The sequence below is a fragment of the Pseudomonas sp. FDAARGOS_380 genome (genome assembly GCF_002591235.1).
Lineage (GTDB): Bacteria > Pseudomonadota > Gammaproteobacteria > Pseudomonadales > Pseudomonadaceae > Aquipseudomonas > Aquipseudomonas salmasensis.
Window position 1 is genome coordinate 3,257,076 of sequence record NZ_CP023969.1, and the last position, 25,531, is coordinate 3,282,606.

Here is a 25,531-nt window from a genome sequence, read left to right on the forward strand (position 1 = left end):
GATTGAAAGACACCGGGGCTTGGAGGTAAAACTCTCCAGGCCCTTTTTTTATTTCTGTTTCAGGAGATTCCCATGAGCGACCCGCTCGATAAAGCCACCTCACGGGCGCCTGCTACCTTGGGCGAGGGCTGTTTGAGTCGTTACGACCCGGACGCGCTGGATGCCGAGGATGGAACTGATTTTCCAGGCGCGGCGCGTTTATGGGAACAGATACAGGCGCAGGACGAGCCGCCTGCCGCCCCTGAAAAAGACGCTTGAGCAGCGGTTTGCCGACCATCAATAGAAACACTGGCGCACCGGCCAGCAAATAGAAGTAATAGGTCACCGCGCGCCAGATCAGAATCGCCGCCGCCGCTGTGGATGTGCCCACCATGGGCGCCAGCAGTGCCGCGGACGTCAGCTCCGCTGCGCCGGCCCCGCCTGGCGCGAGGCTGAACTGCCCGGCAGTCAGCGACAGCATCTGGATCAGAAAGCTCCAGGCCCACTGCACCTCACCGCCCAACCCGCGCAGCGCCAGGTACAGCACGCTGTAACGCAGCAGCCAATGCAGGCTGGTCAGCGCAAAGACCCCAAGCAAGGTACTCCGGGGGAGCTTCAGGGTGGCGCTGAACGCCGCAAGAAAACGCAGCAACCGGCGCGCCCAGCGTCGGCGGGTGGTAGCGCCGACCTTCATGGCCTTGAGTGCCAAACCCGCCAGGCGAATCAGCCGCCGGTGAAAATGCACCACTGCCCAGCCACTGATCACCCCACCCACCATCGACACGACGCTGAGCCCCAGCAACCACTCCATGCGCGGGCTGAGGCTATGAAACAGCGCATACAGCAAGATCCCCACCAGTGCGCAGAGAAAAAACACCAAGTCGCTCAATTGGTCCATGGCGAACACCGCACTGCCGTGGGCAGGGCGCACGCCGTTACGTGCCAGCAGTGCCATCAGGGTCAACGGCCCGCCGCTGCCGCCGGGTGTGGCGCACATGGCGAACTCGGTGGATATCACCACGCCAAGGCTTTTAAGCGGCCCTAGCCGAGCGCGATGCTCGCCAAGCAACAGGCGGATGCGCAGGCTGTTGATCAGCCAGCAGCCGATGATCATGGCGAACATCCCCAGCAACTGGGGCAACGGAAACTGGCGCAGGCGCACAATGCTTTCGCCGCCGCCCAGCCACAATGGGATCACCAGCGCCACCAAGAGCGCCAACACCAGCCAGATCAGTCGCCCCATGGCTGCGTCGCCAGCCAGGCGGCCTTGGTTTGGGGGACGCGCCCCGCGATGAGCAGGCGTTGCAGGGTGTGCAGCCAATAATCGCGGGAAAACCTGTGGCGCATGTCCACCGGGTGCAATCCGAGTCGGATCAGCGGGGCCGTCTGCCAGCGCTGTTCACGGCGGTCGCTGAGGATTTTGGACAGCCCGCGGCGCCAGGCACTGCGGGCACTCCACACCAGGCCGGGAGCGTCGATGGGCGTGAAGTCAGGCAAGCGATAAAAATGTTGCGGGTCGCTGGTGTAGCTCAGCGGCAACTGGCGCAATGCCTTCCGGGTGCCATCGCTCATCAACCAGGCGGGCGCAACAAAGCCATGCAGCGGCCAACCATTGCGCTGGAACACCTCAATGCCGGCGGTCAGCCGCCGCAACGCCTCGGCCTCGGACAACTGATAAAACTCGCCTTCGTGGGTATAGATGCGTCGCATAAACCATTCTTTTGGCGTACGCGGCCGAGGTTGGTCGTCGCAATGGTAATAACCATGCAAGGTGAGCTCATCGCCCTTGGCGACACGGCTATCGAGCAGGCGCCGAAAATCGCGGTGGGCGGCCAGGTCGTCATGGTGGTGGAAGTCCGGCACTACCAGCCAAGTAATGGGCACGTTGCCCAATGCATCGACGGCCTCGACGAAGGGCCGGTAGTCGGCCCAGGTGTGCGGTGCCACGTCGTGCAGTACCAGCATCAGCGCGCGCTCAGCCATGGGCGAGCATCGGTTCATGGCTGCCCAGCACGGCGTAGTAATGCCCCAGCAGGCTGTCGACTACCGTATCCCACGCATAATGCCGCTCGACATGGTGCCGAGCCTGGGCCCCCAGGCGTCGGCTGTCGGTACTGAACAGCTCGCGCACCGCATCGGCCATGGCCTTGGGGTTGTTCGGCGCGCACAGCAGGCCACAACGCTCGTCGACAATCTCGGTAAAGGCCCCGGCCGCCACGGCGACCACCGGAATACCGCAGGCCATGGCTTCCAGGATCACCAGCCCGAAGGTCTCCTGGTCGCCACCGTGCAGCAAGGCATCGGCGCTGGCCATCAGCCGCGCAACATGCTGGGCGGGCCGGAATCCATCAATGACGGTGACATTGTCTGGCACGCTGGCGGGCATGCCGGAGCCCACCAGCAGCAAGTGGTAGCCATCCCCCAGGCGCTTCATGCAGTTGAGCAGCACCGGCAGATTTTTCTCTTTGGAGCCGCGCCCGGCGAAGATCAATAGCCGAGTGTCTTCGCCAATCCCCAGTTCGGCGCGCAGGCCGGGGTCACGTACCTCGGGGGTGAAGGTTTGCAGGTCTACGCCCAGGGGTTGTACGAAGACATTTCTGACGCCAAGCCCGGTGAGCTTGTCGGCCATGACCTGGCTGGGGGCGAGCACCCGGTCAAAATTCCCATAGAGTTTGCGTACGTAGGCTTCAACATTGGGAGTAAACCAAGGCCCCATGCGGTTGCTCACCAGCAGTGGCAGGTCGGAGTGGTAGAAGCCGATGACCGGCACATCCAACTGACGCCGTGCGTCCAGGGCTGCCCAGGCGGTCAGGTAAGGATCGCCCACTTCGATCAGGTCGGGCTGTAAATCGTGCAGGACATTTCGCCATGGCGCCAAGCGAACGGGGAAACGGTAACCTTTGCCGAAGGGCAGGGCGGGCGCCGGTACTTTGAAGATGCCGTCCTGTTCGCTCAAATGTGCGCCGGGGATCAACAGGCTGTGGCGAATGCCCGGCTTGAGCGCCAGACGCCGGTGCTTGGCGTCAAGGTAAGTGCGTACGCCACCGCTGGCCGGGGCGTAGAACATGGTTATGTCAGCGATATGCACGATGAACATCCCTCCGATCCATTGCTCTCCCTAGATGGACCTGAGGTAAGGATAGATGTTCGGTTTAGATTCGCAGCATGACGGTGGCGGGAGCGGACAAACCCACGCTGTAGGAGCGAGCTTGCTCGCGAAAAACTCACAGACGCCGCGTTTCTTCAGGCAGCTCGCGTTATCGTTGACGTTTTTCGCGAGCAAGCTCGCTCCTACAGGTGAATTTTAGATCCGGAAGCTGCCCACCAACTGCTTCAAACGCGAGGCCTGTTGTTCCAGGTCCGAGCAGGCGCGCAGGGTCGATTGCAGGTTTTCCACCCCTTCCTGGTTGAGGGTGTTGATCTCGGTGATGTCCATATTGATCGACTCCACCACCGAGGTCTGTTCTTCAGTGGCGGTGGCGACCGACTGGTTCATGCCGTCGATCTCACCAATACGCTGGGTCACGCTGTTCAGGCGCTCGCCGGCCAGGTTGGCGATTTCCACGCTGTCCAGGCTGTGGCGTTGGCTTTCGCTCATGGTCGTCACCGAGTCACGGGCGCCCACCTGCAGCTCTTCGATCATCGTCTGCACCTGTTGCGCCGACTCTTGAGTGCGATGGGCCAGGTTGCGCACTTCATCGGCGACCACCGCAAAGCCACGCCCGGCTTCCCCGGCGCGCGCCGCTTCGATCGCCGCGTTGAGCGCCAGCAGGTTGGTTTGCTGGGAAATGCTGGTGATCACCTCAAGGATCTGGCCGATATTCACCGTTTTGCTGTTAAGTGCTTCGATATTGGTACTTGAGGTGCTGATCATGCTGGATAACTGCGTCATCGCCTTGATATTGCGTTCAACCACCTGCTGGCCGTCCTCGGCCAGGTGCCGTGCATCGCTGGCCTGACTGGAGGCTTGGGCGGCGTTGCGTGCGATCTCCTGGGCCGCGGCCCCCAGTTGGTTGATGGCGGCGGCGACGCTGTTGGTGCGGTTGGCCTGTTCGTCGGAGTTGACCATCGACGAGTTGGAGGCGCTGACCACCCGCAGGGCCACTTCATTGACGTGCTCGGTGGCGGAAGACACTTCGCGAATCGAGGTATGAATGCGCTCCACGAAGCGGTTGAACGCATTGCCCAGGGTGCCGAATTCATCATTGTTCTGGATGGTCAGGCGGCGGGTCAGGTCGCCTTCACCGTCGGCAATGTCCTGCATGGCGCGGGTCATCAGGTGCAAAGGTTGCAGCAAGACGCGGATGAGCATGCCGAGCAGGGCGATGATGATCACCACCGCAATGATCGTGGCGATCACCGCCGAGGTGCGAAACTCACTGAGCATGGCGAAAGACTTGTCTTTATCCACCGAAACGACCAGGTACCAGTTCACCGAGGGCAGACCCTTGATCGGTGTGAACGTCACGATATTGGTCTTGCCGTTGGCTTGCACTTCGCTGAAGTCACCGCTGATCTTTGGCGTGTCTTTTGGATAAACGTCCGCCAGGGTCTTCATCACCAGGGCTTTATCCGGGTGCACCAGCACTTTGCCGTCAGCGCTGACCAGGAACGCATAGCCCATGCCGCCAAAATCCAGCGCGCCGATGTTATCCACCAAGGTCTGCAGGCTCAGGTCGCCGCCGACCACGCCGATGCTCTGGCCGCCCTTGGCGCTGGGCGTAGCGACAGAAATGATCAGTTGGCCGGTCGCCGCGTCGATATAGGGCTCGGTCAGGGTCGAGCCATTACTGGCCTGGGCGCCCTTGTACCAGGGGCGAACACGCGGGTCGAAGCCGTCGGGCATCTTGGTGTCAGGGCGGATGGTGAATGTGCCCTGGCTGTCACCGACGTAGGTGGCCATGAATGACGAGGTCAGCGCTTTCTGCTCCAGCAGGCTGGCGACCACGCTTTTTTCAGGGTTGATAGCGATGTTCTGTGCGGCGTTTTCCACCAGGGCGATACGCCCGGTGAGCCAGGTCTGGATGTTGCTGGCGGTGACGTCGCCCATCTCGTGCAGGTAGTTGTTGAGGTCGTCACGAATCGCGTTGCGCTGTAGGTAGTCGTTGTAGAGGGTAAACAACGCAAAGGCGGCGATGACGATAAGGGAGGCTGCAAGCAGGATCTTGTGGCTGAAGCGCAGATTTTTGTTCATGGCTTGAAGGGTCCGCTAAGGTCTTAATATCCGAGGCGCATCCTATGCGGGAGGCGCAAAATGGCAGCGTCAAAAAAGGTGTGGTATTTCTGGTGATAGCTCCGTTGGTCCGTATCGGAATTATCTGACCGTTTTTTAGTCTTTGTCGGGCTTACATCCGTCTATATCGACCTCGCGGCACTAAAGATTAACCATAGGTGACGAAATGCCTGACTCCACACAACTGCTTATCGGTGCCGGCCTTGACGGCCAGCCCATCGCCCAGTCCATGCGCCTGGCCAACCGTCATGGGTTGATCGCTGGCGCCACGGGCACCGGCAAGACCGTCACCTTGCAGCGCCTGGCAGAAGCCTTCAGTGATGCGGGTGTGGCGGTGTTCGCTGCCGACATCAAGGGCGACCTCTGCGGCCTGGGCGCCGCCGCCAACCCTCAGGGCAAAGTGGCCGAGCGCATCGCTGGTATGCCCTTCCTTAATTACACCGCCCAGGCGTACCCGGTCACCCTGTGGGATATCCACGGCCAATCCGGTCACCCACTGCGCACCACCATCAGTGAAATGGGCCCGCTGTTGCTCGGCAGCCTGTTGGAACTCACCGACAGCCAGCAATCGGCGCTCTATGCGGCGTTCAAGGTGGCCGACCGCGAAGGCCTGTTGCTGCTGGACCTCAAGGACCTCAAGGCACTGCTCAATCACCTGCGCTATCACCCGGAACTGCTGGGCGAAGACGCCGCCTTGATGACCACCGGTTCCAGCCAGGCCTTGTTGCGGCGCCTGGCGGTGCTGGAGCAGCAGGGCGCCGAAGCCTTGTTTGGCGAACCGGCCCTGCAACTGGAGGATATTTTGCAGCCCGCCAGCGATGGACGTGGGCGCATCCACCTGCTGGACGCCAGCCGCTTGGTGCATGAAGCGCCGAAGGTCTACGCGACCTTCCTGCTGTGGCTGCTGGCAGAGTTGTTCGAACAATTACCGGAACGCGGCGATGCCGACAAACCGTTGCTGGCGTTGTTTTTCGATGAGGCGCACTTGCTGTTCGCCGATACACCAAAAGCCTTGCAGGAGCGTCTGGAGCAAGTGGTGCGCCTGATCCGTTCCAAAGGCGTCGGCGTGTATTTCGTCACCCAATCGCCGGGCGACCTGCCGGATACGGTACTGGCGCAACTGGGCCTGCGCATCCAGCACGGTTTGCGTGCGTTCACCGCCAAAGAACAGAAATCGCTGCGGGCAGTGGCGGATGGTTTCCGGCCCAACCCGACATTCGATACCTTGTCGGTGCTTACAGAGTTGGGCACCGGTGAGGCATTGGTGGGAACCTTGCAGGAAAAGGGCACGCCGGAAGTCGTCCAGCGCGTATTGGTTGCCCCCCCGCAATCGCGGATCGGGCCGCTCACCGAAGCCGAACGCAAAGCGTTGATCGCCAGTTCGCCGCTGTTGGGGCGCTATGACAAGCCGGTGGATCGGGAGTCTGCCTATGAAGTGCTGATGGCGCGCAAGGAACTTGGGGCTGCCGAGCAGGCCGCTCCGGCCGCCGAAGAGCCGAGCTTCACCGACAAGGCCGGTGCCTTCCTGGGCACCACGGCGGGCAAGGCGTTGAAATCAGCCATGCAGCAGGCCGCCAATCAGATGGGGCGCCAGTTGGTGCGGGGTCTGCTCGGTTCGTTATTGGGCGGCAGCAAACGCAAGTAGCGCTTCAGGCTTTGGGCCGGGCATGAGCGGCCAGCCGTTCCAGGGCGGCGCGCAAGCCCGGGTCGTTGATCCCTTCGGCGGTGGCCTGAAGGGTTTCGGCGGCCGTTTCCGACAGGTCCAGGGTATGCCCCACCGCGCCTTGCGGCACGGTGGGCGGCTGCACCTTGAACTGAATGCGCGTCAAACCGGCGAACTCTTCAAACACCATCAACTGGCGCTGCAAGCGTTTTTGCTGATAACGCAAGCGTGTGGCCCAATGACCATCGGTGACAATTAATAGCAGATTGCCTTCACGCCAGGACGCCACGTGACAGTGCTCACGTGCGGCCGGTTGCAGCTGGCTTTCAAGCAGGCGTTGTAAATGGCCCAGGCGCCTGGCATGGCCAAAGATGGCTTTCAACGGCTTGGCTTCGCGAAGCAACACGCCGGGAGCGCGGGCTGTAAGAGGGCGAAATGCCATGTTTAGACACCTTAGGTAACAGAGCGGCTATCTTAGCAGAAAGCGCCTGCACACCCCGAGGCTCTGCGTCGGGTGGGCTTTGCCCATCAAATCAATAAGTAACTTCTGCACTCCATGGGTTGAAGTTCGCGCAAAAGCCCTTATTTTAAACAAGCCCTCTCACAGCGCCGTGCCTGCCTCGGGGAACAACGCCACTTTCCTCACCCACGATTCCGGGTAGAATGCGCGTTCGCAATGCGGCCGTGAGGGCTGCTCGGGCCACTCACGGTGCGCCCTCCATCCCTATGTGTGGAAGAACCTGCCGATATGTTTGCGCCTTTGTTAAAGAAACTTTTTGGAAGCAAGAATGAGCGCGAAGTCAAACGCATGCTCAAGACGGTGCAGCTGGTCAATGCCTTCGAAGAGCAGATGGTTGCTCTGTCGGACGAGCAATTGCGCGCCAAGACCCAAGAGTTCAAGGCCCGCATAGCCAAAGGTGAAACCCTCGACAAGCTGCTGCCCGAAGCCTTCGCGGTCGCCCGTGAAGCCGGTAAGCGCGTCATGGGCATGCGCCACTTCGACGTCCAGTTGATCGGCGGCATGACCTTGCATGAAGGCATGATTGCCGAAATGCGCACCGGTGAAGGCAAGACCCTGGTGGCAACCCTGGGCGTCTACCTCAACGCACTGTCCGGCAAGGGCGTGCACGTTGTGACGGTGAACGACTACCTGGCTCGCCGGGACGCCAACTGGATGCGCCCGCTGTATGAATTCCTCGGCCTGACCGTCGGCGTGGTAACGCCGTTCCAGCCGCCGGAAGAGAAGCGCGCTGCGTACGCCTGCGACATCACCTACGGCACCAACAACGAATTCGGTTTCGACTACCTGCGCGACAACATGGCGTTCAGCATGGATGAAAAATTCCAGCGCGAACTCAACTTTGCCGTGATCGACGAAGTCGACTCCATCCTCATCGACGAAGCCCGTACCCCGCTGATCATCTCCGGCCAGGCCGAAGACAGCTCGCGCCTGTACACCGAGATCAACAAGTTGATCCCGCGTCTTGAGCAGCACATCGAGGAAGTGGAAGGCGTGGTGACCAAAGAAGGTCACTTCACCATCGACGAGAAGACCCGCCAGGTCGAGCTCAACGAAGCCGGTCACCAGTTTGTCGAAGAAATGCTCACCCAGATCGGCGAGCTGGCCGAAGGTGAAAGCCTGTACTCGGCGCACAACCTGGGCCTGTTGACCCACGTGTATGCCGGCCTGCGCGCCCACAAGCTGTTTCACCGCAACGTCGAATACATCGTGCAGGAAGGCCAGGTGGTACTGGTCGACGAACACACTGGTCGTACCATGCCCGGTCGTCGCCTGTCCGAAGGCCTGCACCAGGCCATCGAAGCCAAGGAACACCTCAACATCCAGGCCGAAAGCCAGACGTTGGCGTCCACCACCTTCCAGAACTACTTCCGTCTGTACAACAAGCTGTCCGGCATGACCGGTACGGCCGACACCGAAGCGTTCGAATTCCACCAGATCTACAACCTGGCCGTGATGGTCATTCCGCCGAACAAGCCGTTGGCGCGTAAAGACTACAACGACCTGGTGTTCCTGACCGCCGAAGAGAAATACGCGGCGATCATCAATGACATCAAGGACGGCATGGCCAAGGGCCGCCCGATCCTGGTGGGTACCGCCACCATCGAGACTTCCGAGCACGTGTCCAACCTGCTCAACAAGGAAGGCATCGAGCACAAGGTACTGAACGCCAAGTTCCACGAAAAAGAAGCCGAGATCATCGCCCAGGCCGGTCGCCCAGGCGCACTGACCATCGCCACCAACATGGCCGGTCGTGGTACCGACATCCTGTTGGGCGGCAACTGGGAAGTGGAAGTGGCCTCGCTCGACAACCCGACGCCTGAGCAGATCGCCCAGATCAAAGCCGACTGGCAGAAGCGCCACCAGGCGGTGCTGGAATCCGGTGGCTTGCAGGTGATCGCGTCCGAGCGTCACGAATCGCGTCGTATCGACAACCAGCTGCGTGGCCGTGCCGGTCGCCAGGGTGACGCCGGTTCCAGCCGTTTCTACCTGTCGCTGGAAGACAGCCTGATGCGTATCTTCGCGTCGGACCGGGTGAAGAACTTCATGAAAGCCCTGGGCATGCAGTCCGGTGAAGCGATCGAGCACCGCATGGTGACCAACGCCATCGAGAAGGCCCAGCGCAAAGTAGAAGGCCGTAACTTCGACATTCGTAAGCAACTGCTCGAGTTCGACGACGTCAACAACGAACAGCGTAAAGTGATTTATCACATGCGTAACACGTTGCTGGCCGCCGACAACATTGGCGAGACCATCGCTGATTTCCGTCAGGACGTGCTCAACGCCACTGTCAGCGCGCATATCCCGCCACAATCGCTGCCTGAGCAGTGGGATGTTGCCGGCCTGGAAGCGGCATTGAAGAGCGACTTCGGTGTGGACTTGCCGGTTCAGCAATGGCTGGACGAAGACGACCACCTGTACGAAGAAACCCTGCGCGAAAAACTGATGGCCGAGCTGCTGGCTGCGTACAACGAGAAAGAAGAGCAAGCGAGTGCCGAAGCACTGCGCACCTTCGAGAAACAGATCGTATTGCGCGTGCTGGATGACCTGTGGAAAGACCACCTGTCGACCATGGACCACCTGCGCCACGGTATCCACCTGCGTGGCTACGCCCAGAAGAACCCGAAGCAGGAGTACAAGCGCGAGTCGTTCACGCTGTTCTCCGAATTGCTGGATTCGATCAAGCGCGACTCGATCCGCGTGCTGTCCCACGTTCAGGTGCGTCGCGAAGACCCGATCGAGGAAGAAGCACGCCTGCGTCAGGAAGCCGAGGCCCTGGCGGCGCGCATGCAGTTCCAGCACGACGAAGCGCCGGGCCTGAATGAGCCTGAAGCCTTGGGTGAAGAGGTCGATGTGGCACTGGCCCAGACCCCGGTTCGCAATGACCAGAAGCTGGGTCGCAACGAGCTGTGCTACTGCGGTTCGGGCAAGAAATTCAAACACTGCCACGGCCAGATCGAATAAGATTTTCGCCTGACGCTGCAACACCCCGCGCCGCGACCGGCCTTTGCCGTCGCGGCGTTTTGCCATTAATTCCCACCGTCGATAGCGACGGCACAGACATCACCTATTTTTAAGGAGCGCATTCATGGCTGTTGGTCTTGGTCCTTTGCCCACGTTGCACCCGGTTGCCGGTTTTGAACTCGGTATCGCTTCGGCCGGCATCAAGCGCCCGGGGCGCAAGGATGTGGTGGTGATGCGTTGTGCTGAAGGCTCGACCGTGGCGGGTGTGTTCACCCTCAACGCCTTCTGCGCCGCACCGGTGATTCTGGCCAAGCAGCGCGTGGCCGGCTCTATCCGTTACCTGCTGACCAACACCGGCAATGCCAACGCCGGCACCGGCGAGCCAGGCCTGGTCGCGGCGGCGCGCACCTGCGCCAAGCTGGCCCAGTTGACCGGTGTCGATGCCAGCCAGGTGCTGCCGTACTCCACCGGTGTGATCGGTGAGCCGCTGCCGGTGGAAAAAATCGAAGGCGCCCTGCAAGCCGCGCTTGATGACCTGTCTGTGGATAACTGGGCGGCTGCGGCCACCGGCATCATGACCACCGACACCTTGCCAAAAGGCGCGAGCCGCCAGTTCGTGCATGACGGCGTGACCATTACCGTTACCGGTATCAGCAAAGGCGCAGGCATGATTCGCCCGAACATGGCCACCATGCTCGGCTATATCGCCACCGACGCCAAAGTCTCCCGCGATGTGCTGCAACGCCTGATGCTGGACGGCGCCAACAAGTCGTTCAACCGCATCACCATCGACGGTGATACCTCCACCAACGACTGCTGCATGCTGATCGCCACCGGCCAGGCCAACCTGCCGGAAATCACCTCTACCGAAGGCCCGTTGTTTGCGGCGTTGAAGCAGGCGGTGTTCGAAGTGTGCATGGACGTGGCCCAGGCCATCGTGCGTGATGGCGAGGGCGCGACCAAGTTCGTCACGGTTGAAGTCAACGGCGGCGGCAACCATCAGGAATGCCTGGATGTGGGCTACACCGTGGCGCACTCGCCGCTGATCAAGACCGCGCTGTTTGCATCGGACCCGAACTGGGGGCGTATCCTCGCGGCTGTCGGCCGTGCTGGCGTGCCGGACCTGGACGTGAGCAAGATCGACGTGTTCCTGGGTGACGTGTGCATCGCCAGCCGTGGCGCCCGCGCCGAAACCTACACCGAAGCCCAGGGCTCGGCGGTGATGCAGCAGGAAGAAATCACCATCCGTATCGAGCTGGGTCGCGGCGAGTGCAGCGAAACCATCTGGACCACCGACCTGTCCCACGAGTACGTGAAGATCAACGCGGAATACCGTACCTGAAAATGACCCTCCCCCTGTAGGAGCGAGCTTGCTCGCGAAAAACTCAAGGCCACCGCGTTTATCCAGGATGCACGCGTTATCGTTGACGTTCTTCGCGAGCAAGCTCGCTCCTACAAAGGGCTATAACGAGAGGAAGCAGTGGCGTGAAACGAGTGCATGTAGCAGCAGCGGTGATCCGCGGTGTCGATGGCAGGATCCTGCTGGCGCGCCGTGCCGATACCCAGCATCAAGGCGGCCTCTGGGAGTTCCCCGGCGGCAAGGTGGAGGCCGATGAGTCGGTTGCCACCGCCTTGTCCCGTGAATTGCAGGAAGAGCTGGGCATCCAGGTCACCACGGCGCGGCCGCTGATCAAGGTGCAACATGACTACCCGGACAAACAGGTATTGCTGGATGTCTGGGAAGTCTCGGCCTTTACTGGCGAGCCCCATGGCGCCGAAGGGCAGCCGCTGGAATGGGTGGCACCGCGTGACCTGGTCAACTATGAATTCCCGGCGGCGAATGCGCCGATTGTCGCAGCGGCACGCTTGCCCGCCGAGTACCTGATCACCCCTGGCGAGCTGGAAACCCCGACGCTGTTGCGCGGTATCCAAAAGGCTATCGCCGGTGGCATCAAGCTGGTTCAACTGCGTGCCCCCAACGGTTACGACCCCAAATACCGCGACCTGGCGGTGGATGCGGTGGGCCTGTGCGCGGGCAAGGCGCAGTTGATGCTCAAGGGGCCGTTCGAGTGGCTGGGGGATTTCCCCGCTGCCGGCTGGCACATGACCTCGGCGCAGTTGCGCAAATACGCGAGCAAGGGCCGCCCGCTGCCCAAAGACCGTTGGCTGGCTGCCTCGTGCCATAACGCTGAAGAGCTGGCGCTGGCAGAAATGATGGACGTGGACTTTGTCACCCTGTCGCCGGTGCAGCCGACCCAGACTCATCCGGATGCCCAGCCGTTGGGCTGGGAGCAGGCGCAGCAGTTGATCGCCGGGTTCAGCAAGCCGGTGTTTCTGTTGGGCGGGGTTGGGCCGGCGCAGCGGGAGCAGGCTTGGGAGGCTGGTGCGCAAGGTGTGGCAGGTATTCGGGCGTTCTGGCCGCAGCTCTGATACTCGTTCCCACGCTTTGCGTGGGAACGCCTCCTGTGACGCTCTGCGTCACGATCTGCTCAGTGTGGCTTGGCCGCCGCCTGCCACAACACTTCCGCAACACCTTGGCGCTTGGCAATCACCCTGGCCGCCACAAACAGCAAATCCGACAACCGATTGATATACGCCAACCCCACACCCTCCAACGGCTCCACCGCATTCAGGTGCTGACAGCGGCGCTCTGCGCTGCGCGCCAGGCTGCGACACACATGGGCCTGGGCAATCAGGGCTGAGCCGCCGGGCAAGATGAAATTTTCCAGCGGCCCGACTTCCTCATTCCAGCGATCAATCGCTGCTTCCAGTCGATCCACTTCCGCTGCATTCAGTGCCTTGTACACCGGCATCGCCAGTTCACCGCCCAAGTCAAACAGACGGTGCTGGCAAGGGGTGAGCACTTCAATCACATCCTTCAACGCCGGGTGCTTGCCGCTTTGTTCTTCAAGGTTGGCCAGCAGCAGGCCTAACTGGCTGTTCAGCGTATCCACCTCGCCAATAGCTTCCACGCGTGGATGGTCCTTGGGCACGCGGCGGCCGTCGCCGAGGCCGGTCTCGCCTTTGTCGCCGGTACGGGTGTAGATCTTCGACAGGCGAAAGCCCATGGTCAGTGCTCCAGTTGGGTAAGTTCAGTGGGGGGCAATTGGCTGCCGGCCAGGGGCAGGCGCAAGGTAAAGCAGGTGCCCTGGCCCAGGGTGGAATGCACTTCCATCTGGCCCTTGTGGTTGTTGGTGATGATGAAATACGACACCGACAGGCCTAGCCCGGTGCCCTGGCCGATTTCCTTGGTGGTAAAGAACGGTTCGAACGTGCGCTTGCGCACGTTTTCGCTCATGCCGATGCCGTTGTCTTCTACCTGGATTTCTGCCCACGGCGGGTTGAGGCGCGTGCGCAGGATAATCCGCCCCGGCTCGCTGTCGTCTTCACGCAGGTGAATGGCCTGGGCGGCGTTCTTCAACAGGTTGAGCAGCACTTGCTCCAGCTCGTTGGCAGTGCCTGGCACCGGGCCCAGTTGCGGATCGAACTGGCGGATAATCGCCTGGCCCTTGAAGTCGAAACCGATGGTCAGGTCGAAGTCGTTACCAGCGATTTCCACAGCCTGGTCGATCAGCGCCGGCAAATCGCAGGGCGCCATCTGCCGATTGCTGCGGCGGCTGAAGCTGAGCATGTGGGTGACGATTTTCGCGGCACGTGCGCCGGCCTGCTGGATGCCGTCGAGCAGTTGCGGGACTTCGCGGCCTTGCAGGTAACGGTTGACTGTCTCCAGCTCGATGCCCACTTGTTCGGCCAGTTCCAGGTTCTTGGGCAGCTCGGGGGACAGGCGCCGACGGATGTTCTGCACGTTATGCAGGATCGCGCCCAGCGGGTTGTTGATCTCATGGGCCATACCCGCCGCCAGGCCGCCCACGGAGAGCATTTTTTCCGATTGCACCATCATTTCTTCCAGGGACAGGCGCTGGGTGATGTCGTCGATTCGGATCACCACACCGCGCCCGGCGCCGCCCATTAATGGGTAGAACGTCAGCGCATAATGCTTGGGCTCGTCGTCCTTGATCCAGGTGACCCGCTCGATCCGCTCCACCGTGTGTTGCTCCACGGTGGCCTTGATCTGTGGCAGGTACGGCTTGAGCGGCTGGAAGGCCAGGAATACCGGCTGGTTCAAGGCTTCGTCCAGGCGCGTGCCGGATAGGGCGGTGGCTTCCTGGTTCCACTGGGTGACATAGAGTTGTTCGTCCAGGGCGATCAGCGCCGAGGGCATCGAGTCGATAATGCTGTTCAGGTAGTTCTGGAAGCCCGTGAGCTTTTTCTCGATCTTGCTGCGCACCTGGACTTCCAGTTCCAGCTTGCGGTTGGTATGCCGGGTTTCTTCGGCCAAACCTTGGGCCTGGTCATACGCAGCCTGGGAATCGTCGCGCGCACGTTTAAGTTGCTGCTCACGGGCTTCGATACGCGACAGCATGGTGTTGAAGGCTTCGGCCAGGCTGCCAATTTCATCACGGTTGCCACGCCCGGCGCGTAACGCGTAGTTTTCCTCGCGGGTCACCTGGCGAGACAGTTCTTCCAGTTCATGAATCGGCCGTGTGATCAGGCGTTTGATCTGCCGGGCGATGACCAGCCACAGCAACACACTGAAAATCAGGATGCCCAGGCTCGCGGTCAGTGTGCCGGTATAGAACGCCACTGGCAGCTCACTGCTGGCCACCAACAACAAATGCCCCGAAGGCTGGTTGCCGCGGGGCAGGGTGATGACCTGGTTGCTGCGAAATTCGGTGAGGCGCCACGCTTCGATATGCCGGTAGTGGTCCGGCAGGTGCAGGCGGTCGCCGTGCTGCATCTGCGCCAGGCGGTTGCCTTCGCCGTCGTACAGGGCGGCGGCGCGCAACGGTGAATAGCTGGTCAGCTCATTGAGCAGCGCCTCGGCCTTGGTCGGAGACTCAAGGGCCTCGGCGGCGAGCGCGGGGTTGGACACCAGTCGACCGATGGACTGCAAGGCCTGGGGGGCCATGCTTTCCTGGGAGATCCAGTAGGCAGCGCTGATAAACGTCAGATTGGCCACCAGCAATACGGTGGTCAACAACACCAGCAGGGCCGCCAGCAGTTTCTGCCCTACCGGTAGATTTTCAAGACGCTGGCGCAGTGGCATCAGGGTTTTCCCAGGCGATAGACAGGTAGGCAGGGTAGCGCGTGCCTCAGTCGCTGGCCAATCCGCGTGCGCGCAAATGCTCGACCAGGCGCGCTTGCAACTGTTGCAGATGCGGCAACACCAATTGATGGCGGGCGGCCGCCTGGCAGGCGTAGCCCAACAGGTAGCTGATCTCGGTACGTCGGGCGTTGGCCACGTCCTGGTGCATGGACGAGTAATTGGTCGCCGTGGCCTGGATCACCCGCTGTACTTCGCTGTGCAGGTCCTGTGCGGCGGCGGGTTGACCGCAGCATTCCAGTAGCTCGGCCAGTTCAGCGCACAAGGTCGCCACTTCACACGCGTGGGCTTGCAAGCCGCCGTTGCGGCACTGGTAAAGCACGGTCAGGGGATTGATGGCGCAATTGAGCGCCAGCTTGCGCCACAGGCGCGTGAGAATATCGCTGGCCCAATCATGGGGAATGCCGGCTGCTTGCAGGTCGTCCAGCCACAGCGGTGGCGTGGGGTGGCTCGCATCCCCCAGCCAGGTGAAACCATGGCCGGCAAATACCACCCGCCAGTCGCCTTCGCGAAACGCGCCTTCGGTGCTTGAGGCATAGATGCAACGGGCCGACGGTACTTGTGCGGCCACTGCGTCCTGGCTGCCGAGGCCGTTTTGCAGCAGGACCAGTTCGGCGTCGGGCGCCAGTCGAGGTTGCAACTGGGCAATGGCGCTTTGGGCATCGTAGGCTTTGCACGCCACCAGCAGGCGATGAATCGGCTCCGGGCTGTCAGGTGTTTCGCCGACTACCGGGTAAGTCTGTTCCACACCGTGCTCGATCAGTGTCAGACCCTGGCCGGCTCGATAGTCGGCCAGGCGCGCCTCATTGCGCAGGATCAGCCTCACGGGCACGCCCGCGCGCGCCAGCCGTGCGGCCCAGAGGGTGCCCAGGCTGCCGGCGCCAAGAATATGCCAGGGGGTTGCCATCAGTGTGTACTCCATAAGCTCGCCAGCGGTGAACGGCGCGAAAGAACCGCTATAATGCCCCGGCATTTTAGCTCGGGCGCGCTCCATCTCTACTGAGCCCGCCCCTTATATTGGAGAAATCACATGCCTTCGTTCGACGTGGTATCTGAACTGGACAAACACGAAGTCACCAACGCCGTCGAGAACGCCGTCAAGGAACTGGACCGTCGCTACGACTTGAAAGGCAAGGGCAGCTTCGAATTCAAGGAAAAGGAACTGACCGTCAACCTGACCGCTGAGGCCGATTTCCAGCTGGAAGCGATGATCGAGATCCTCAAGCTGGCCCTGGTCAAGCGCAAGATCGACGTGCAGTGCCTGGAAGTCAAGGATGCCTACGCTTCCGGCAAGCTGATGAAGCAGGAAGCCGTGCTCAAGGAAGGCATCGACAAAGAGCTGGCCAAGAAAATCGTCGCGCACATCAAGGACGCCAAGCTTAAAGTCCAGGCCGCCATCCAGGGCGAGCAGGTTCGCGTCACTGGCAAGAAGCGTGACGACCTGCAAGAGGCCATCGCGGCCCTGCGCGCCAAGACGTTTGATATGCCGCTGCAGTTCAATAACTTCCGCGACTGATGGCACTTTGGGGAACCTGTGGGCACTTTTGGCGTCCCACGCCCCAGCATCATTGCCTACAATTGAGCCCTTCGGGGCTCAATTGCGTTTTCAGGCAGTCAGTCGAGCCTTATCGCCGCACAACAGGAGAAAGTAGATGGATTTGAACGCTGAAATGGATCACCTGATCAAGACCTCCCAGTCTTGGATCCCCATGATCATGGAATACGGCAGCCGCGTATTGCTGGCGTTGGTCACCCTGGCCATCGGCTGGTGGCTGATCAATGTCTTGACGCAACGCGTGGGCCGCCTGCTGGCCATGCGTAACGCGGACATGGCGTTGCAACACTTCATCACCAGCCTTGCCAACATCGCGCTCAAAGTCATGCTGGTGGTCAACGTGGCCTCGATGATCGGTGTGGCCACCACCTCGTTCGTGGCGGCGATCGGTGCCGCTACCCTGGCTATCGGCCTGGCCTTGCAAGGCAGCCTGGCGAACTTTGCCGGCGGCGTGCTGATTCTGTTGTTCCGCCCGTTCCGCATCGGTGACTGGATCGAAGCCCAAGGCACCTCGGGTACCGTCGACAGCATCCAGATCTTCCACACGGTGTTGCGTACCGGCGACAACAAGACGGTGATCATTCCCAACGGCAGCCTGTCCAACGGCCTTATCACCAACACCAACCGCCAACCGACCCGCAAGGTTGTGTTTGACGTGGGTGTGGACTATGAGGCAGACCTGCAGAAGGCCCGTGAAGTGCTGCTGGCTTTGGCTGAAGACCCGCGTGTACTGAAAGACCCTGCCGCCGTCGCGGTGGTATCGACCTTGGGCGACAGTTCCATCACCGTCTCCCTGCGTTGCTGGACCAACACCCCGGATTATTGGGACGTGGTGTTTATGCTCAATGAACTGGCGCGTGACCGTTTGAAAGCGGCCGGGATTGATATTCCGTTTCCGCAACGGGTTATTCGGGTGATGCAGGAAAGTGCGCCGAAATAACACGACGTGACGCTATCAAACTTGGCCGAAAGGTCAGCTTTGACAAACTAGTTACTTAGCTTGCTAGTTGTTTTATCGGTTGAAATAAAACTGCAATAAAAAAGCCGCTCCCTGTTGAACAGAGGAGCGGCTTTTTATTTAAGGCCTAAGCCTCAAGTCATCGTTGTAATTGAACCAGCAATTACAAGATGTTCAGCGGGTAGTTGGCGATCAGACGCAGTTCATCGATCGACGGCGAACCATAGTACACGCCATCACCGGAACGGTAAGTCGCTTGACGCAGACGCAAGCTCAGGTCTTTCGCCGGGCCGCTCTGAATCACGTACTTGGCCTCGATGTCGCGTTCCCACTCTTTGCCGTTGCTGGTGGTGCCCGTGTTGGCGCCGCTACCGGTGACATAACGGGTCATGAAGCTCAGGCCCGGAATGCCGAAGGTCGCCATGTTGATGTCATAACGCGCCTGGTAGGACTTTTCGCCTTCGGCGTTGAAGTCGGAACGGGCAATGGAGTTGGCCAGGAACACAGTGCCGCCGCCGTCTACGCCGTAACCGTAGTCGCCGTCACCGGTGACTTTCTGGGCTGCCAGGGTGAAGGTGTGAGCGCCGATGGTGTACGCGCCCTGCAAGCTGAAGGCGCGGTTGTCGAGCTTGGTCACGCCGTCTTTCTCTGCGCGTTGCAGGCCGGCGCCGTCGCTCTTGGTGTCGTAGATGTTGAAGTCCAGCGCGAACGACTGATCATCGCTCAGGGCGTGGGTCCAGTTCAGGTTGCTGTAGTACTTGCGGAAGTAATCTTCGGTTTTCGCGTAGTACAGGCTGCCGGTGAATTCCGGAGTGAAGGCATACACGCCACCGACAAAGTCGGTTTTGGTCAGGCCCAGGCTGTCGTGGTAGGTCTGGTTCTGCGCGACGCTGGAAGTGAAGTGACCGCCTTCAAGCTTCAGGCCCTTGATCTCGTTGCTGGTGATCGAGATACCTTGTGGCAGCTCTGGCAGCAAGCGGCTGTCGTCGGAGGCAAACACTGGAGCTGTGGTGTATTGGTCACCCACCTTCAGCACCGTATTGGAGATGCGGAACTTGACCGCGCCGCCGCCTTTGGAATAGTCATCTTGCGAGCGACCATCGGACCCGGTAGGGAACAGGCCGGTGCCGGCGCGGCCCTTGCCGCTGTCGAGCTTGAGGCCCATCAGGCCGATCACGTCCACACCGACACCAATGGTGCCCTGGGTGAAGCCCGATTCGTACAGGGCATTGAAGCCCAGGCCGGTTTCTTCAGCACGGCTCTTACGCTTGCCGTTGACGGTGCTGTAACCGCCGCCTGGCTCATTACGGAAGTCACGGCTGAAGTACAGCGCGCGAGTATTGATGCTGAACGTACTGTCTTCAACAAAGCCCTTGGAATCGTCCTGGGCGGACGCCATTGCGAACTGCGAGGTGCCTGCTGAAACAGCCAGGGCGATCATGCTCCACTTCATCACGCGCATCGTGATTTGCTCCTTTGGTTTTAGGAAGAGTACTGCCGTCCCACCTGTATTTTTATCTGGGCGGCTCTTTCTTTTTGTGTCGGCGCAAAGTTATCTCACGCAGACCCTATTGACGATACTTACTCAACTATCCTTTCAGCTTCTTTACGAGGCTGTCGTAAATCGCTAGATCCATGTCGCAAATTCACAGCCTGAAATGTATCCAGGCTGACAACTTCAATGCTGTTTTCAGACTTCTTTCAAAGTTTGAACACTTCCCTGATACACATTGAAACGCCACTGTTTTTATCGCGAAACACCTGTGTCCAAACGGGTGCCGTTGCCGACGATATGGGGGTGAATGCAACAAGCGTGCTCAAACCGCTGACCGAATGTCATTTTTTCGTGAAAAGTGTGATGAACCTGTAAAAACCGCATAAGCACGGGGGTTTTACGCCATTTGGGTTGGGCTTGACACCAGGGTGTTACCCCGGTTCGGTGGTACCTGAATCCTGTACCTGGGTAAAACGTTACCGGTTGACCCTTATCAGTGGGTAATCGGCAGATCCCTTTGAGGCACAGGTGGGTCATTTTGGTGCATCCCGTTGAGGCCCGGCCTAGCGTTGCTCCTATGGGTTACTGCCTCTAAAGGGTGCATTTTTTTGCCGGACTGCCTCAAGGCCGCCAGCATTGCCCGTGAAGCCTTGGGCATTCGAAGGTATGCTGGGCACCTGTTACCGACCTGCCGAACGGAGTGCCACGTGTTCGCCTTAGATCAACGCCTGCAACAAGATACCTTGGCCATTGGGGACTTCCCGCTCTGTCGCCTGCTGCTGTCCAATGACGCGAATTACCCCTGGTTCATTCTGGTGCCACGCATCGACGGTATCAGCGAAGTGTTTCAACTGGATGTCGCAGATCAACAAACCTTGTGGCAAGAAACGACGGCCCTGGCGCAGTTGCTTAACGAGGGGCTGGCGGCCGACAAGATGAACATCGGCGCGCTGGGTAACGTGGTCAGCCAGTTGCATGTGCATGTGATTGTGCGCAAGCGCGACGACGCCGCCTGGCCAGCCCCGGTGTGGGGCAAGCATCCAGCCCGGCCCTACACCGAAGCGCAGATCGCCGCGATTCGCAGCCGATTGCGCGAGCTATTGCCTGCCGACTTCATTTTCACCCAGGACTGAACCATGGACCTGCAAGAACGCGTCACCGACCTGGAAAGCCGCCTGGCCTTCCAGGACGACACCATTGAAACCCTCAACGACATCCTGGTTGCCCAGCAGCGGGCCGTCGAACGCCTGCAATTGCAGATGACTGCACTGCTCAAGCGCCAGGAAGAGATGGGCGGGCAGTTCGAGTCATCCGAAGAAGAAGCGCCACCGCCCCACTATTGAATGTGCAGGCAATAAAAAACCGCGACCCAGCCAAGGCTGGATCGCGGTTTTTTTTGCTGCGAAGGCTAGGAATCAGCGACGCGGCAGGGCAGCGATGACGTCTTCGGCTTGCAGGCCCTTGTCACGGTTCATCACCGAGAACTCCACGCGCTGGCCTTCGACCAGGACGCGATGGCCTTCGCCACGAATGGCTCGGAAGTGGACGAAGATATCGTCGCCCGAATCGCGGGAAATGAAGCCGAAGCCCTTGGAGGTGTTGAACCACTTGACGGTCCCGGTATCCCGGTTGGTCATGTCATAGTTTTGCGACGCGGCCGCTGGAGACGAGCGGTAGAAGCTGATGGCCAGGTGAAGAACGATGGCGACCACAGCAATCACCAGGCTGAGCAGGATGGCCGGATGGCCCCCGACTTCAGGCATGGGCGCCAGGAGGGTGAGGGTTTGTACGACAACAGTCAGCACCAGCAGCGCACTGACCAGGTTTTGCAGTTGATGACGCGTGCCTTTGTTCCAGTAAGGGATTACCGGTGCGAGCGTCAGGTTAAGAAGGCCGAACAAGGCCAGGTACAGGGCGTCGTGTTGTTCCAGATAGGGCAGGCTTTCAGGCTGCAGGCTCGGAATAAAGGACAGCAGCAACGCTGCAACGCCCGTTAGCAGGTGGACGATTTTCAACATTTTGGTTAACTCACGTTAAGACGGATCACAAGGAAGAGCTGACTGGCACGGTTCGCTTCTGAACAATGGGAGGCGTTGAGCACGTGCGCGGGTATCAGCCTATGTGACGTGCCGCAGGAATAAACGGCAGCCACACCGCGTCTATTTAACAGCAAAGGCTGTGCCTACTCAAATCAAGCATTTCGGGGTGTTGCCACGGCCAGGGCATTTCTGCGTCAAACGCTTGTCCTAGACAGGTGCGGGATTTTTCATTGGCATGCCGAGACTCTTCCCACAGGTAAACAGGCTTGCCAAGTCAGATCCCGTAGGCGGTGCGGGGCGATTTGCCGCATGTCGCTCGGGTGTGTCGGGCTGCACATGGCGCACTCTCTTGCTAGAGTGGAGCTGCACCTGATCAATGAATGCTCGTCAATTGAAGGGGAAACACATGGCAATCGATATTGGTATCAGTGAAGAAGACCGTAAATCCATCGTCGACGGACTTTCCCGCCTGCTTTCCGATACCTATGTTCTGTATCTGAAGACCCACAATTTCCATTGGAACGTCACAGGCCCCATGTTTCGCACGCTGCACCTGATGTTCGAGGAGCAGTACAACGAGCTGGCGCTGGCAGTGGACTCCATTGCCGAGCGTATCCGTGCCCTGGGCTTCCCGGCGCCGGGTGCCTATTCGATTTACGCGCGCCTGTCTTCCATCAAGGAAGAAGAGGGTGTGCCGAGCGCCGAAGAGATGATCAAGCAGTTGGTGGCCGGCCAGGAAGCGGTCACACGTACCGCGCGAGGCATCTTCCCATTGCTCGACAAAGTCAGTGATGAGCCGACGGCGGACCTCTTGACCCAGCGTATGCAGGTTCACGAGAAAACCGCGTGGATGCTGCGCTCCCTGCTCGAAAACCAGTAACGGTTAAACCCAGGCGGCGCCTTTTGGGCGCTGCCTGCTGGTTTCCCTGCGCTTCCTGGCGTTGTCCTACGACTAACTACTCCCCGTCTTCTGGCTGCTCTGCGCTGGCTGCTGTTTTATAGGCCCATCGTCCAATGGGAGAAACCTGTTGGCTGCTGTTTGGCAATGGAGTGTCAGGTGTATGTCACGTGGAGTGGGTAAGGGAGTGATGGAAGCCTGTGGTTTTCACAAGATAAAAGTTGACCCTTTTTCGAAGGGTTTTGATATGGGACTGGCCAAGCCACTGTCCCGGTCGGTCAGGCTCAATGGGTTTTCTACCTGTTTGCGGCTTGAACAGATCTATTGGAACATCCTGACGGAAATCGCCAGGCTCAATACCTGTTCGGTCAGTGCATTGTTGTCCTATGTCGATCGGGAAGTGCATTTGCGTTACGGAGGCGTGAAGAACTTCAGTGGGCTGGTGAGGGTGGTGTGCGTGGTCCACGTGCTCAAAGGCCGGGGCGCCCTCACGACGGGGGATACGCTCACGCAGTAGTCCGATGGTCGGCCCGTCATCCCGGCGGGCCGGGCCCTGGGCACAAAGCCGGCTGCGCTGTGTTGATTTACCAGATATAATCCCGCGCTTTGCTGCGCATGCCGGGCTTTATGCACAGGGCAGGGCGTGGCGCTGTAACGATCTGATCGCCGAGACATCTCCATGCCCATGTACGACTATCAATGCGCTTCCTGTGGTCATCAGTTGGAAGCCATTCAGAAGATCAGCGCCGCGCCGCTGGTCGATTGCCCTGCCTGCCAGGCACCTGAGTTGAAGAAGATGTTGTCCATGCCGGGCTTCCGCCTGAGCGGCAGCGGCTGGTACGAGACCGATTTCAAGACCGGCGCCAAGAAGAACCTGGCGGGCGGCGACAAAGCAGACTGAGTTGAACTCTACGCGCAGGCTCCTGCATTATCCGTCCCCTGCTTAACTGTACGGTGACGAGGCAGGCCTGCCACCGAATTTCGAATTACGAGAAGTGAAACCACGACCATGATGCGCAGCCACTATTGCGGCCAACTGAACGAGACCCTGGAAGGTCAGGAAATCACCCTTTGCGGATGGGTTCACCGTCGCCGCGACCACGGCGGGGTGATCTTCCTCGATATCCGTGACCGTGATGGTCTGGCCCAGGTGGTGTTCGACCCGGACCGCGCCGAGAGTTTCGCCGCCGCCGACCGCGTGCGCAGCGAATACGTGGTGAAGATCACCGGCAAGGTACGCCTGCGTCCGGCCGGTGCCGTGAACAAGAACATGGCGTCCGGCGGCATCGAAGTGCTGGGCTATGAGCTGGAAGTGCTGAACGAGTCGGAAACCCCGCCGTTCCCACTCAACGAATACTCCGATGTGGGCGAAGAAACCCGCCTGCGCTACCGCTTCCTGGACCTGCGTCGTCCGGAAATGGCCGAGAAGCTGCGCCTGCGTTCGCGCATGACCACCAGCATCCGCCGCTTCCTCGACGAAAACGGCTTCCTGGACGTCGAAACGCCGATCCTCACCCGGGCCACCCCGGAAGGCGCGCGTGACTACCTGGTACCGAGCCGCACCCACGCCGGCAGCTTCTTCGCCTTGCCGCAATCGCCACAGCTGTTCAAGCAACTGCTGATGGTGGCCGGCTTCGACCGTTACTACCAGATCGCCAAGTGCTTCCGCGACGAAGACCTGCGCGCTGACCGCCAGCCGGAATTCACCCAGATCGACATCGAGACCAGCTTCCTCGATGAAACAGAGATCATGGGCCTGACCGAACAAATGATCCGCAACCTGTTCAAGGAAGTGCTGGGCCTGGAGTTCGGCGAATTCCCGCACATGACCTTCGAAGAAGCCATGCGCCGCTACGGTTCCGACAAGCCAGACCTGCGTAACCCGCTGGAACTGGTGGACGTGGCCGACCAGCTCAAGGACGTTGACTTCAAGGTGTTCAGCGGCCCGGCCAACGACCCTAAATGCCGTATCGCCGCCCTGCGCGTGCCTGGCGGCGCGAGCATGCCGCGCAAGCAGATCGACGACTACACCAAGTTTGTCGGCATCTACGGTGCCAAGGGCCTGGCCTACATCAAGGTCAACGAGCGCGCCAACGGTGTCGACGGCCTGCAATCGCCGATCGTGAAAAACATCCCTGAAGCCAACCTGAACACGATCCTTGATCGCGTCGGTGCGGTTGACGGCGACATCGTGTTCTTCGGCGCCGACAAGGCCAAGATCGTCAGCGAAGCCCTGGGCGCGCTGCGTATCAAGCTCGGTCACGACCTGAACCTGCTGACCTGCGAATGGGCACCGATGTGGGTTGTGGACTTCCCGATGTTCGAAGAGAACGACGACGGCAGCTTCAGCGCCTTGCACCACCCGTTCACCGCGCCGAAGTGCTCCCCGCAGGAGCTGGAAGCCAACCCGGCCGGCGCGCTGTCCCGTGCCTACGACATGGTGCTCAACGGTACTGAACTGGGTGGCGGTTCGATCCGTATCCACCGCAAAGAGATGCAACAAGCGGTCTTCCGCCTGCTGGGCATCAACGAAGCGGAACAGGAAGAGAAATTCGGCTTCCTGCTCGACGCCCTGAAATACGGCGCGCCGCCGCACGGTGGCTTGGCGTTCGGCCTGGACCGTCTGGTAATGCTGATGACCGGCGCCCAGTCGATCCGTGAAGTGATCGCCTTCCCGAAAACCCAGAGCGCTGCGGACGTCATGACCCAGGCGCCGGGTGTGGTGGATGCCAAGGCCTTGCGCGAGCTGCACATCCGTCTGCGCGAGACGCCGAAGGCTGAGTAAGGCTGCTGCGTGAAAGCGCGATAAAGTGGTAGGCAGTCAAAAAGGCGCATCTTCGGATGCGCCTTTGCGTTTAAAAGAGGGAAATCTCGCCTGGGGCGTAATGCCGTTCAGTTAAGGCTTTCTGTAGGAGCGAGCTTGCTCGCGAAAAACTCACAAGCGCCGTGTTCTATCAGGAAGCACGCGTTATCGTTGACGTTTTTCGCGAGCAAGCTCGCTCCTACAGAGGGCGATATGCGCTTAACTGAACGGCATTACGCCGGAAGGGCGGGATTGATAAG

22 protein-coding genes and 1 pseudogene are annotated in these 25,531 nt (G+C 60.2%); 12 read left to right on the forward strand and 11 right to left on the reverse strand.

Annotation, left to right across the window (positions count from 1 at the left end; translation table 11 throughout):
- Positions 1–112: 112 nt before the first annotated feature.
- The 5 genes and pseudogenes from CRN80_RS15325 to CRN80_RS32135 form a co-directional block, all read right to left on the reverse strand.
- Complete coding sequence (locus CRN80_RS15325) at positions 113–1,222, reverse strand: lysylphosphatidylglycerol synthase transmembrane domain-containing protein (protein ID WP_098950495.1); 1,110 nt, start codon at positions 1,220–1,222, stop codon at positions 113–115.
- Positions 1,210–1,962, reverse strand: a complete 753-nt coding sequence (locus CRN80_RS15330) for a DUF2334 domain-containing protein (protein WP_098950496.1) — start codon at positions 1,960–1,962, stop codon at positions 1,210–1,212. Before CRN80_RS15330 ends, CRN80_RS15325 begins: the two co-directional genes overlap by 13 nt.
- A complete protein-coding gene (locus tag CRN80_RS15335) occupies positions 1,955–3,076 on the reverse strand; it encodes a glycosyltransferase family 1 protein (protein WP_098950497.1) in 1,122 nt (373 codons plus the stop codon). The genes CRN80_RS15330 and CRN80_RS15335 overlap by 8 nt, the downstream gene beginning before the upstream one ends.
- Positions 3,077–3,283: 207 nt before the next feature.
- On the reverse strand, positions 3,284–4,048 hold the full coding sequence (locus CRN80_RS32130; protein ID WP_370694806.1) for a methyl-accepting chemotaxis protein: 765 nt from the start codon (positions 4,046–4,048) through the stop codon (positions 3,284–3,286).
- 141 nt (positions 4,049–4,189) lie between these two features.
- Positions 4,190–5,173: pseudogene (locus CRN80_RS32135) on the reverse strand (cache and HAMP domain-containing protein); the annotation flags it as partial.
- A gap of 205 nt (positions 5,174–5,378) precedes the next feature.
- Between CRN80_RS32135 and CRN80_RS15345 the strand changes: the two are divergent.
- Positions 5,379–6,857, forward strand: a complete 1,479-nt coding sequence (locus tag CRN80_RS15345; protein ID WP_098950499.1) for a helicase HerA-like domain-containing protein — start codon at positions 5,379–5,381, stop codon at positions 6,855–6,857.
- Positions 6,858–6,861: 4 nt separating this feature from the next.
- Here the strand turns inward: CRN80_RS15345 and CRN80_RS15350 are convergent, their stop codons facing one another.
- On the reverse strand, positions 6,862–7,317 hold the full coding sequence (locus tag CRN80_RS15350) for a DUF721 domain-containing protein (RefSeq protein WP_098950500.1): 456 nt from the start codon (positions 7,315–7,317) through the stop codon (positions 6,862–6,864).
- 306 nt (positions 7,318–7,623) lie between these two features.
- Between CRN80_RS15350 and secA the strand changes: the two genes are divergently transcribed.
- The 3 genes from secA to CRN80_RS15365 all read left to right on the forward strand — a co-directional run bounded on the left by secA (position 7,624) and on the right by CRN80_RS15365 (position 12,789).
- A complete protein-coding gene (secA, locus tag CRN80_RS15355; RefSeq protein WP_098950501.1) occupies positions 7,624–10,359 on the forward strand; it encodes a preprotein translocase subunit SecA in 2,736 nt (911 codons plus the stop codon).
- A gap of 124 nt (positions 10,360–10,483) precedes the next feature.
- On the forward strand, positions 10,484–11,701 hold the full coding sequence (argJ, locus tag CRN80_RS15360) for a bifunctional glutamate N-acetyltransferase/amino-acid acetyltransferase ArgJ (protein WP_032895495.1): 1,218 nt from the start codon (positions 10,484–10,486) through the stop codon (positions 11,699–11,701).
- A 143-nt stretch (positions 11,702–11,844) separates the two neighbouring features.
- A complete protein-coding gene (locus CRN80_RS15365) occupies positions 11,845–12,789 on the forward strand; it encodes a Nudix family hydrolase (protein ID WP_098950502.1) in 945 nt (314 codons plus the stop codon).
- Positions 12,790–12,848: 59 nt separating this feature from the next.
- On the opposite strand, the gene CRN80_RS15370 is transcribed toward CRN80_RS15365, so the two are convergent.
- From CRN80_RS15370 to CRN80_RS15380, 3 genes are read right to left on the reverse strand one after another with little or no spacing between them, the layout of a single operon-like run.
- Entirely contained in the window at positions 12,849–13,427 is a 579-nt protein-coding gene (locus CRN80_RS15370) for a cob(I)yrinic acid a,c-diamide adenosyltransferase (RefSeq protein ID WP_032895497.1), read from the reverse strand.
- A 2-nt stretch (positions 13,428–13,429) separates the two neighbouring features.
- Complete coding sequence (locus CRN80_RS15375) at positions 13,430–15,466, reverse strand: ATP-binding protein (protein ID WP_032895499.1); 2,037 nt, start codon at positions 15,464–15,466, stop codon at positions 13,430–13,432.
- A 46-nt stretch (positions 15,467–15,512) separates the two neighbouring features.
- The gene (locus CRN80_RS15380) at positions 15,513–16,430 is read right to left on the reverse strand and encodes a putative 2-dehydropantoate 2-reductase (protein ID WP_098950503.1); all 918 of its coding nucleotides are present in this window, start codon (positions 16,428–16,430) and stop codon (positions 15,513–15,515) included.
- Positions 16,431–16,553: 123 nt separating this feature from the next.
- Between CRN80_RS15380 and CRN80_RS15385 the strand changes: the two genes are divergently transcribed.
- Together CRN80_RS15385 and CRN80_RS15390 are read left to right on the forward strand one after the other, a co-directional pair.
- Complete coding sequence (locus tag CRN80_RS15385) at positions 16,554–17,039, forward strand: YajQ family cyclic di-GMP-binding protein (RefSeq protein ID WP_003193880.1); 486 nt, start codon at positions 16,554–16,556, stop codon at positions 17,037–17,039.
- A gap of 136 nt (positions 17,040–17,175) precedes the next feature.
- On the forward strand, positions 17,176–18,018 hold the full coding sequence (locus CRN80_RS15390) for a mechanosensitive ion channel family protein (RefSeq protein WP_032895503.1): 843 nt from the start codon (positions 17,176–17,178) through the stop codon (positions 18,016–18,018).
- Between the two features lie 181 nt (positions 18,019–18,199).
- Here CRN80_RS15390 and CRN80_RS15395 read toward each other — a convergent pair whose 3' ends face one another.
- Positions 18,200–19,498: an OprD family porin gene (locus CRN80_RS15395; RefSeq protein WP_044267846.1), complete on the reverse strand. Its 1,299-nt coding sequence runs from the start codon at positions 19,496–19,498 to the stop codon at positions 18,200–18,202.
- Positions 19,499–20,238: 740 nt separating this feature from the next.
- Between CRN80_RS15395 and CRN80_RS15405 the strand changes: the two genes are divergently transcribed.
- Both CRN80_RS15405 and CRN80_RS15410 read left to right on the forward strand, forming a co-directional pair.
- Positions 20,239–20,664 carry an HIT domain-containing protein gene (locus CRN80_RS15405; RefSeq protein WP_098950505.1) on the forward strand — a complete coding sequence of 142 codons (426 nt, stop codon included), beginning with the start codon at positions 20,239–20,241 and terminating at the stop codon, positions 20,662–20,664.
- Between the two features lie 3 nt (positions 20,665–20,667).
- Complete coding sequence (locus CRN80_RS15410) at positions 20,668–20,874, forward strand: SlyX family protein (protein ID WP_003193876.1); 207 nt, start codon at positions 20,668–20,670, stop codon at positions 20,872–20,874.
- 72 nt (positions 20,875–20,946) lie between these two features.
- On the opposite strand, the gene CRN80_RS31980 is transcribed toward CRN80_RS15410, so the two are convergent.
- The gene (locus tag CRN80_RS31980) at positions 20,947–21,549 is read right to left on the reverse strand and encodes a cold-shock protein (protein ID WP_003193875.1); all 603 of its coding nucleotides are present in this window, start codon (positions 21,547–21,549) and stop codon (positions 20,947–20,949) included.
- A gap of 427 nt (positions 21,550–21,976) precedes the next feature.
- Between CRN80_RS31980 and CRN80_RS15420 the strand changes: the two genes are divergently transcribed.
- From CRN80_RS15420 to aspS, 4 genes are all read left to right on the forward strand, one after another.
- A complete protein-coding gene (locus tag CRN80_RS15420; RefSeq protein WP_003193874.1) occupies positions 21,977–22,450 on the forward strand; it encodes a Dps family protein in 474 nt (157 codons plus the stop codon).
- A gap of 181 nt (positions 22,451–22,631) precedes the next feature.
- A complete protein-coding gene (locus tag CRN80_RS15425) occupies positions 22,632–22,985 on the forward strand; it encodes a ribbon-helix-helix domain-containing protein (protein WP_032895508.1) in 354 nt (117 codons plus the stop codon).
- Positions 22,986–23,147: 162 nt separating this feature from the next.
- Positions 23,148–23,369, forward strand: coding sequence for an FmdB family zinc ribbon protein (locus tag CRN80_RS15430; protein WP_003193872.1), 222 nt, complete (start codon positions 23,148–23,150; stop codon positions 23,367–23,369).
- A 108-nt stretch (positions 23,370–23,477) separates the two neighbouring features.
- Positions 23,478–25,253 (forward strand): aspartate--tRNA ligase, encoded by a 1,776-nt coding sequence (gene aspS / locus CRN80_RS15435; RefSeq protein ID WP_032895509.1) that lies wholly within the window; start codon positions 23,478–23,480, stop codon positions 25,251–25,253.
- Positions 25,254–25,531 lie beyond the last annotated feature (278 nt).

Excerpts from the sequence above, each read along its gene's own strand:
- secA (WP_098950501.1), top strand. The coding sequence starts at position 7,624 with ATGTTTGCGCCTTTGTTAAAGAAACTTTTTGGAAGCAAGAATGAGCGC.
- CRN80_RS31980 (WP_003193875.1), bottom strand. The coding sequence starts at position 21,549 with ATGTTGAAAATCGTCCACCTGCTAACGGGCGTTGCAGCGTTGCTGCTG.
- CRN80_RS15345 (WP_098950499.1), top strand. The coding sequence starts at position 5,379 with ATGCCTGACTCCACACAACTGCTTATCGGTGCCGGCCTTGACGGCCAG.
- CRN80_RS15385 (WP_003193880.1), top strand. The coding sequence starts at position 16,554 with ATGCCTTCGTTCGACGTGGTATCTGAACTGGACAAACACGAAGTCACC.
- CRN80_RS15375 (WP_032895499.1), bottom strand. The coding sequence starts at position 15,466 with ATGCCACTGCGCCAGCGTCTTGAAAATCTACCGGTAGGGCAGAAACTG.
- aspS (WP_032895509.1), top strand. The coding sequence starts at position 23,478 with ATGATGCGCAGCCACTATTGCGGCCAACTGAACGAGACCCTGGAAGGT.
- CRN80_RS15425 (WP_032895508.1), top strand. The coding sequence starts at position 22,632 with ATGTCACGTGGAGTGGGTAAGGGAGTGATGGAAGCCTGTGGTTTTCAC.
- CRN80_RS15350 (WP_098950500.1), bottom strand. The coding sequence starts at position 7,317 with ATGGCATTTCGCCCTCTTACAGCCCGCGCTCCCGGCGTGTTGCTTCGC.
- CRN80_RS15395 (WP_044267846.1), bottom strand. The coding sequence starts at position 19,498 with ATGCGCGTGATGAAGTGGAGCATGATCGCCCTGGCTGTTTCAGCAGGC.
- CRN80_RS32130 (WP_370694806.1), bottom strand. The coding sequence starts at position 4,048 with ATGGTCAACTCCGACGAACAGGCCAACCGCACCAACAGCGTCGCCGCC.
- CRN80_RS15410 (WP_003193876.1), top strand. The coding sequence starts at position 20,668 with ATGGACCTGCAAGAACGCGTCACCGACCTGGAAAGCCGCCTGGCCTTC.
- CRN80_RS15430 (WP_003193872.1), top strand. The coding sequence starts at position 23,148 with ATGCCCATGTACGACTATCAATGCGCTTCCTGTGGTCATCAGTTGGAA.
- CRN80_RS15380 (WP_098950503.1), bottom strand. The coding sequence starts at position 16,430 with ATGGCAACCCCCTGGCATATTCTTGGCGCCGGCAGCCTGGGCACCCTC.
- argJ (WP_032895495.1), top strand. The coding sequence starts at position 10,484 with ATGGCTGTTGGTCTTGGTCCTTTGCCCACGTTGCACCCGGTTGCCGGT.
- CRN80_RS15390 (WP_032895503.1), top strand. The coding sequence starts at position 17,176 with ATGGATTTGAACGCTGAAATGGATCACCTGATCAAGACCTCCCAGTCT.
- CRN80_RS15420 (WP_003193874.1), top strand. The coding sequence starts at position 21,977 with ATGGCAATCGATATTGGTATCAGTGAAGAAGACCGTAAATCCATCGTC.
- CRN80_RS15335 (WP_098950497.1), bottom strand. The coding sequence starts at position 3,076 with ATGTTCATCGTGCATATCGCTGACATAACCATGTTCTACGCCCCGGCC.
- CRN80_RS15330 (WP_098950496.1), bottom strand. The coding sequence starts at position 1,962 with ATGGCTGAGCGCGCGCTGATGCTGGTACTGCACGACGTGGCACCGCAC.
- CRN80_RS15370 (WP_032895497.1), bottom strand. The coding sequence starts at position 13,427 with ATGGGCTTTCGCCTGTCGAAGATCTACACCCGTACCGGCGACAAAGGC.
- CRN80_RS15325 (WP_098950495.1), bottom strand. The coding sequence starts at position 1,222 with ATGGGGCGACTGATCTGGCTGGTGTTGGCGCTCTTGGTGGCGCTGGTG.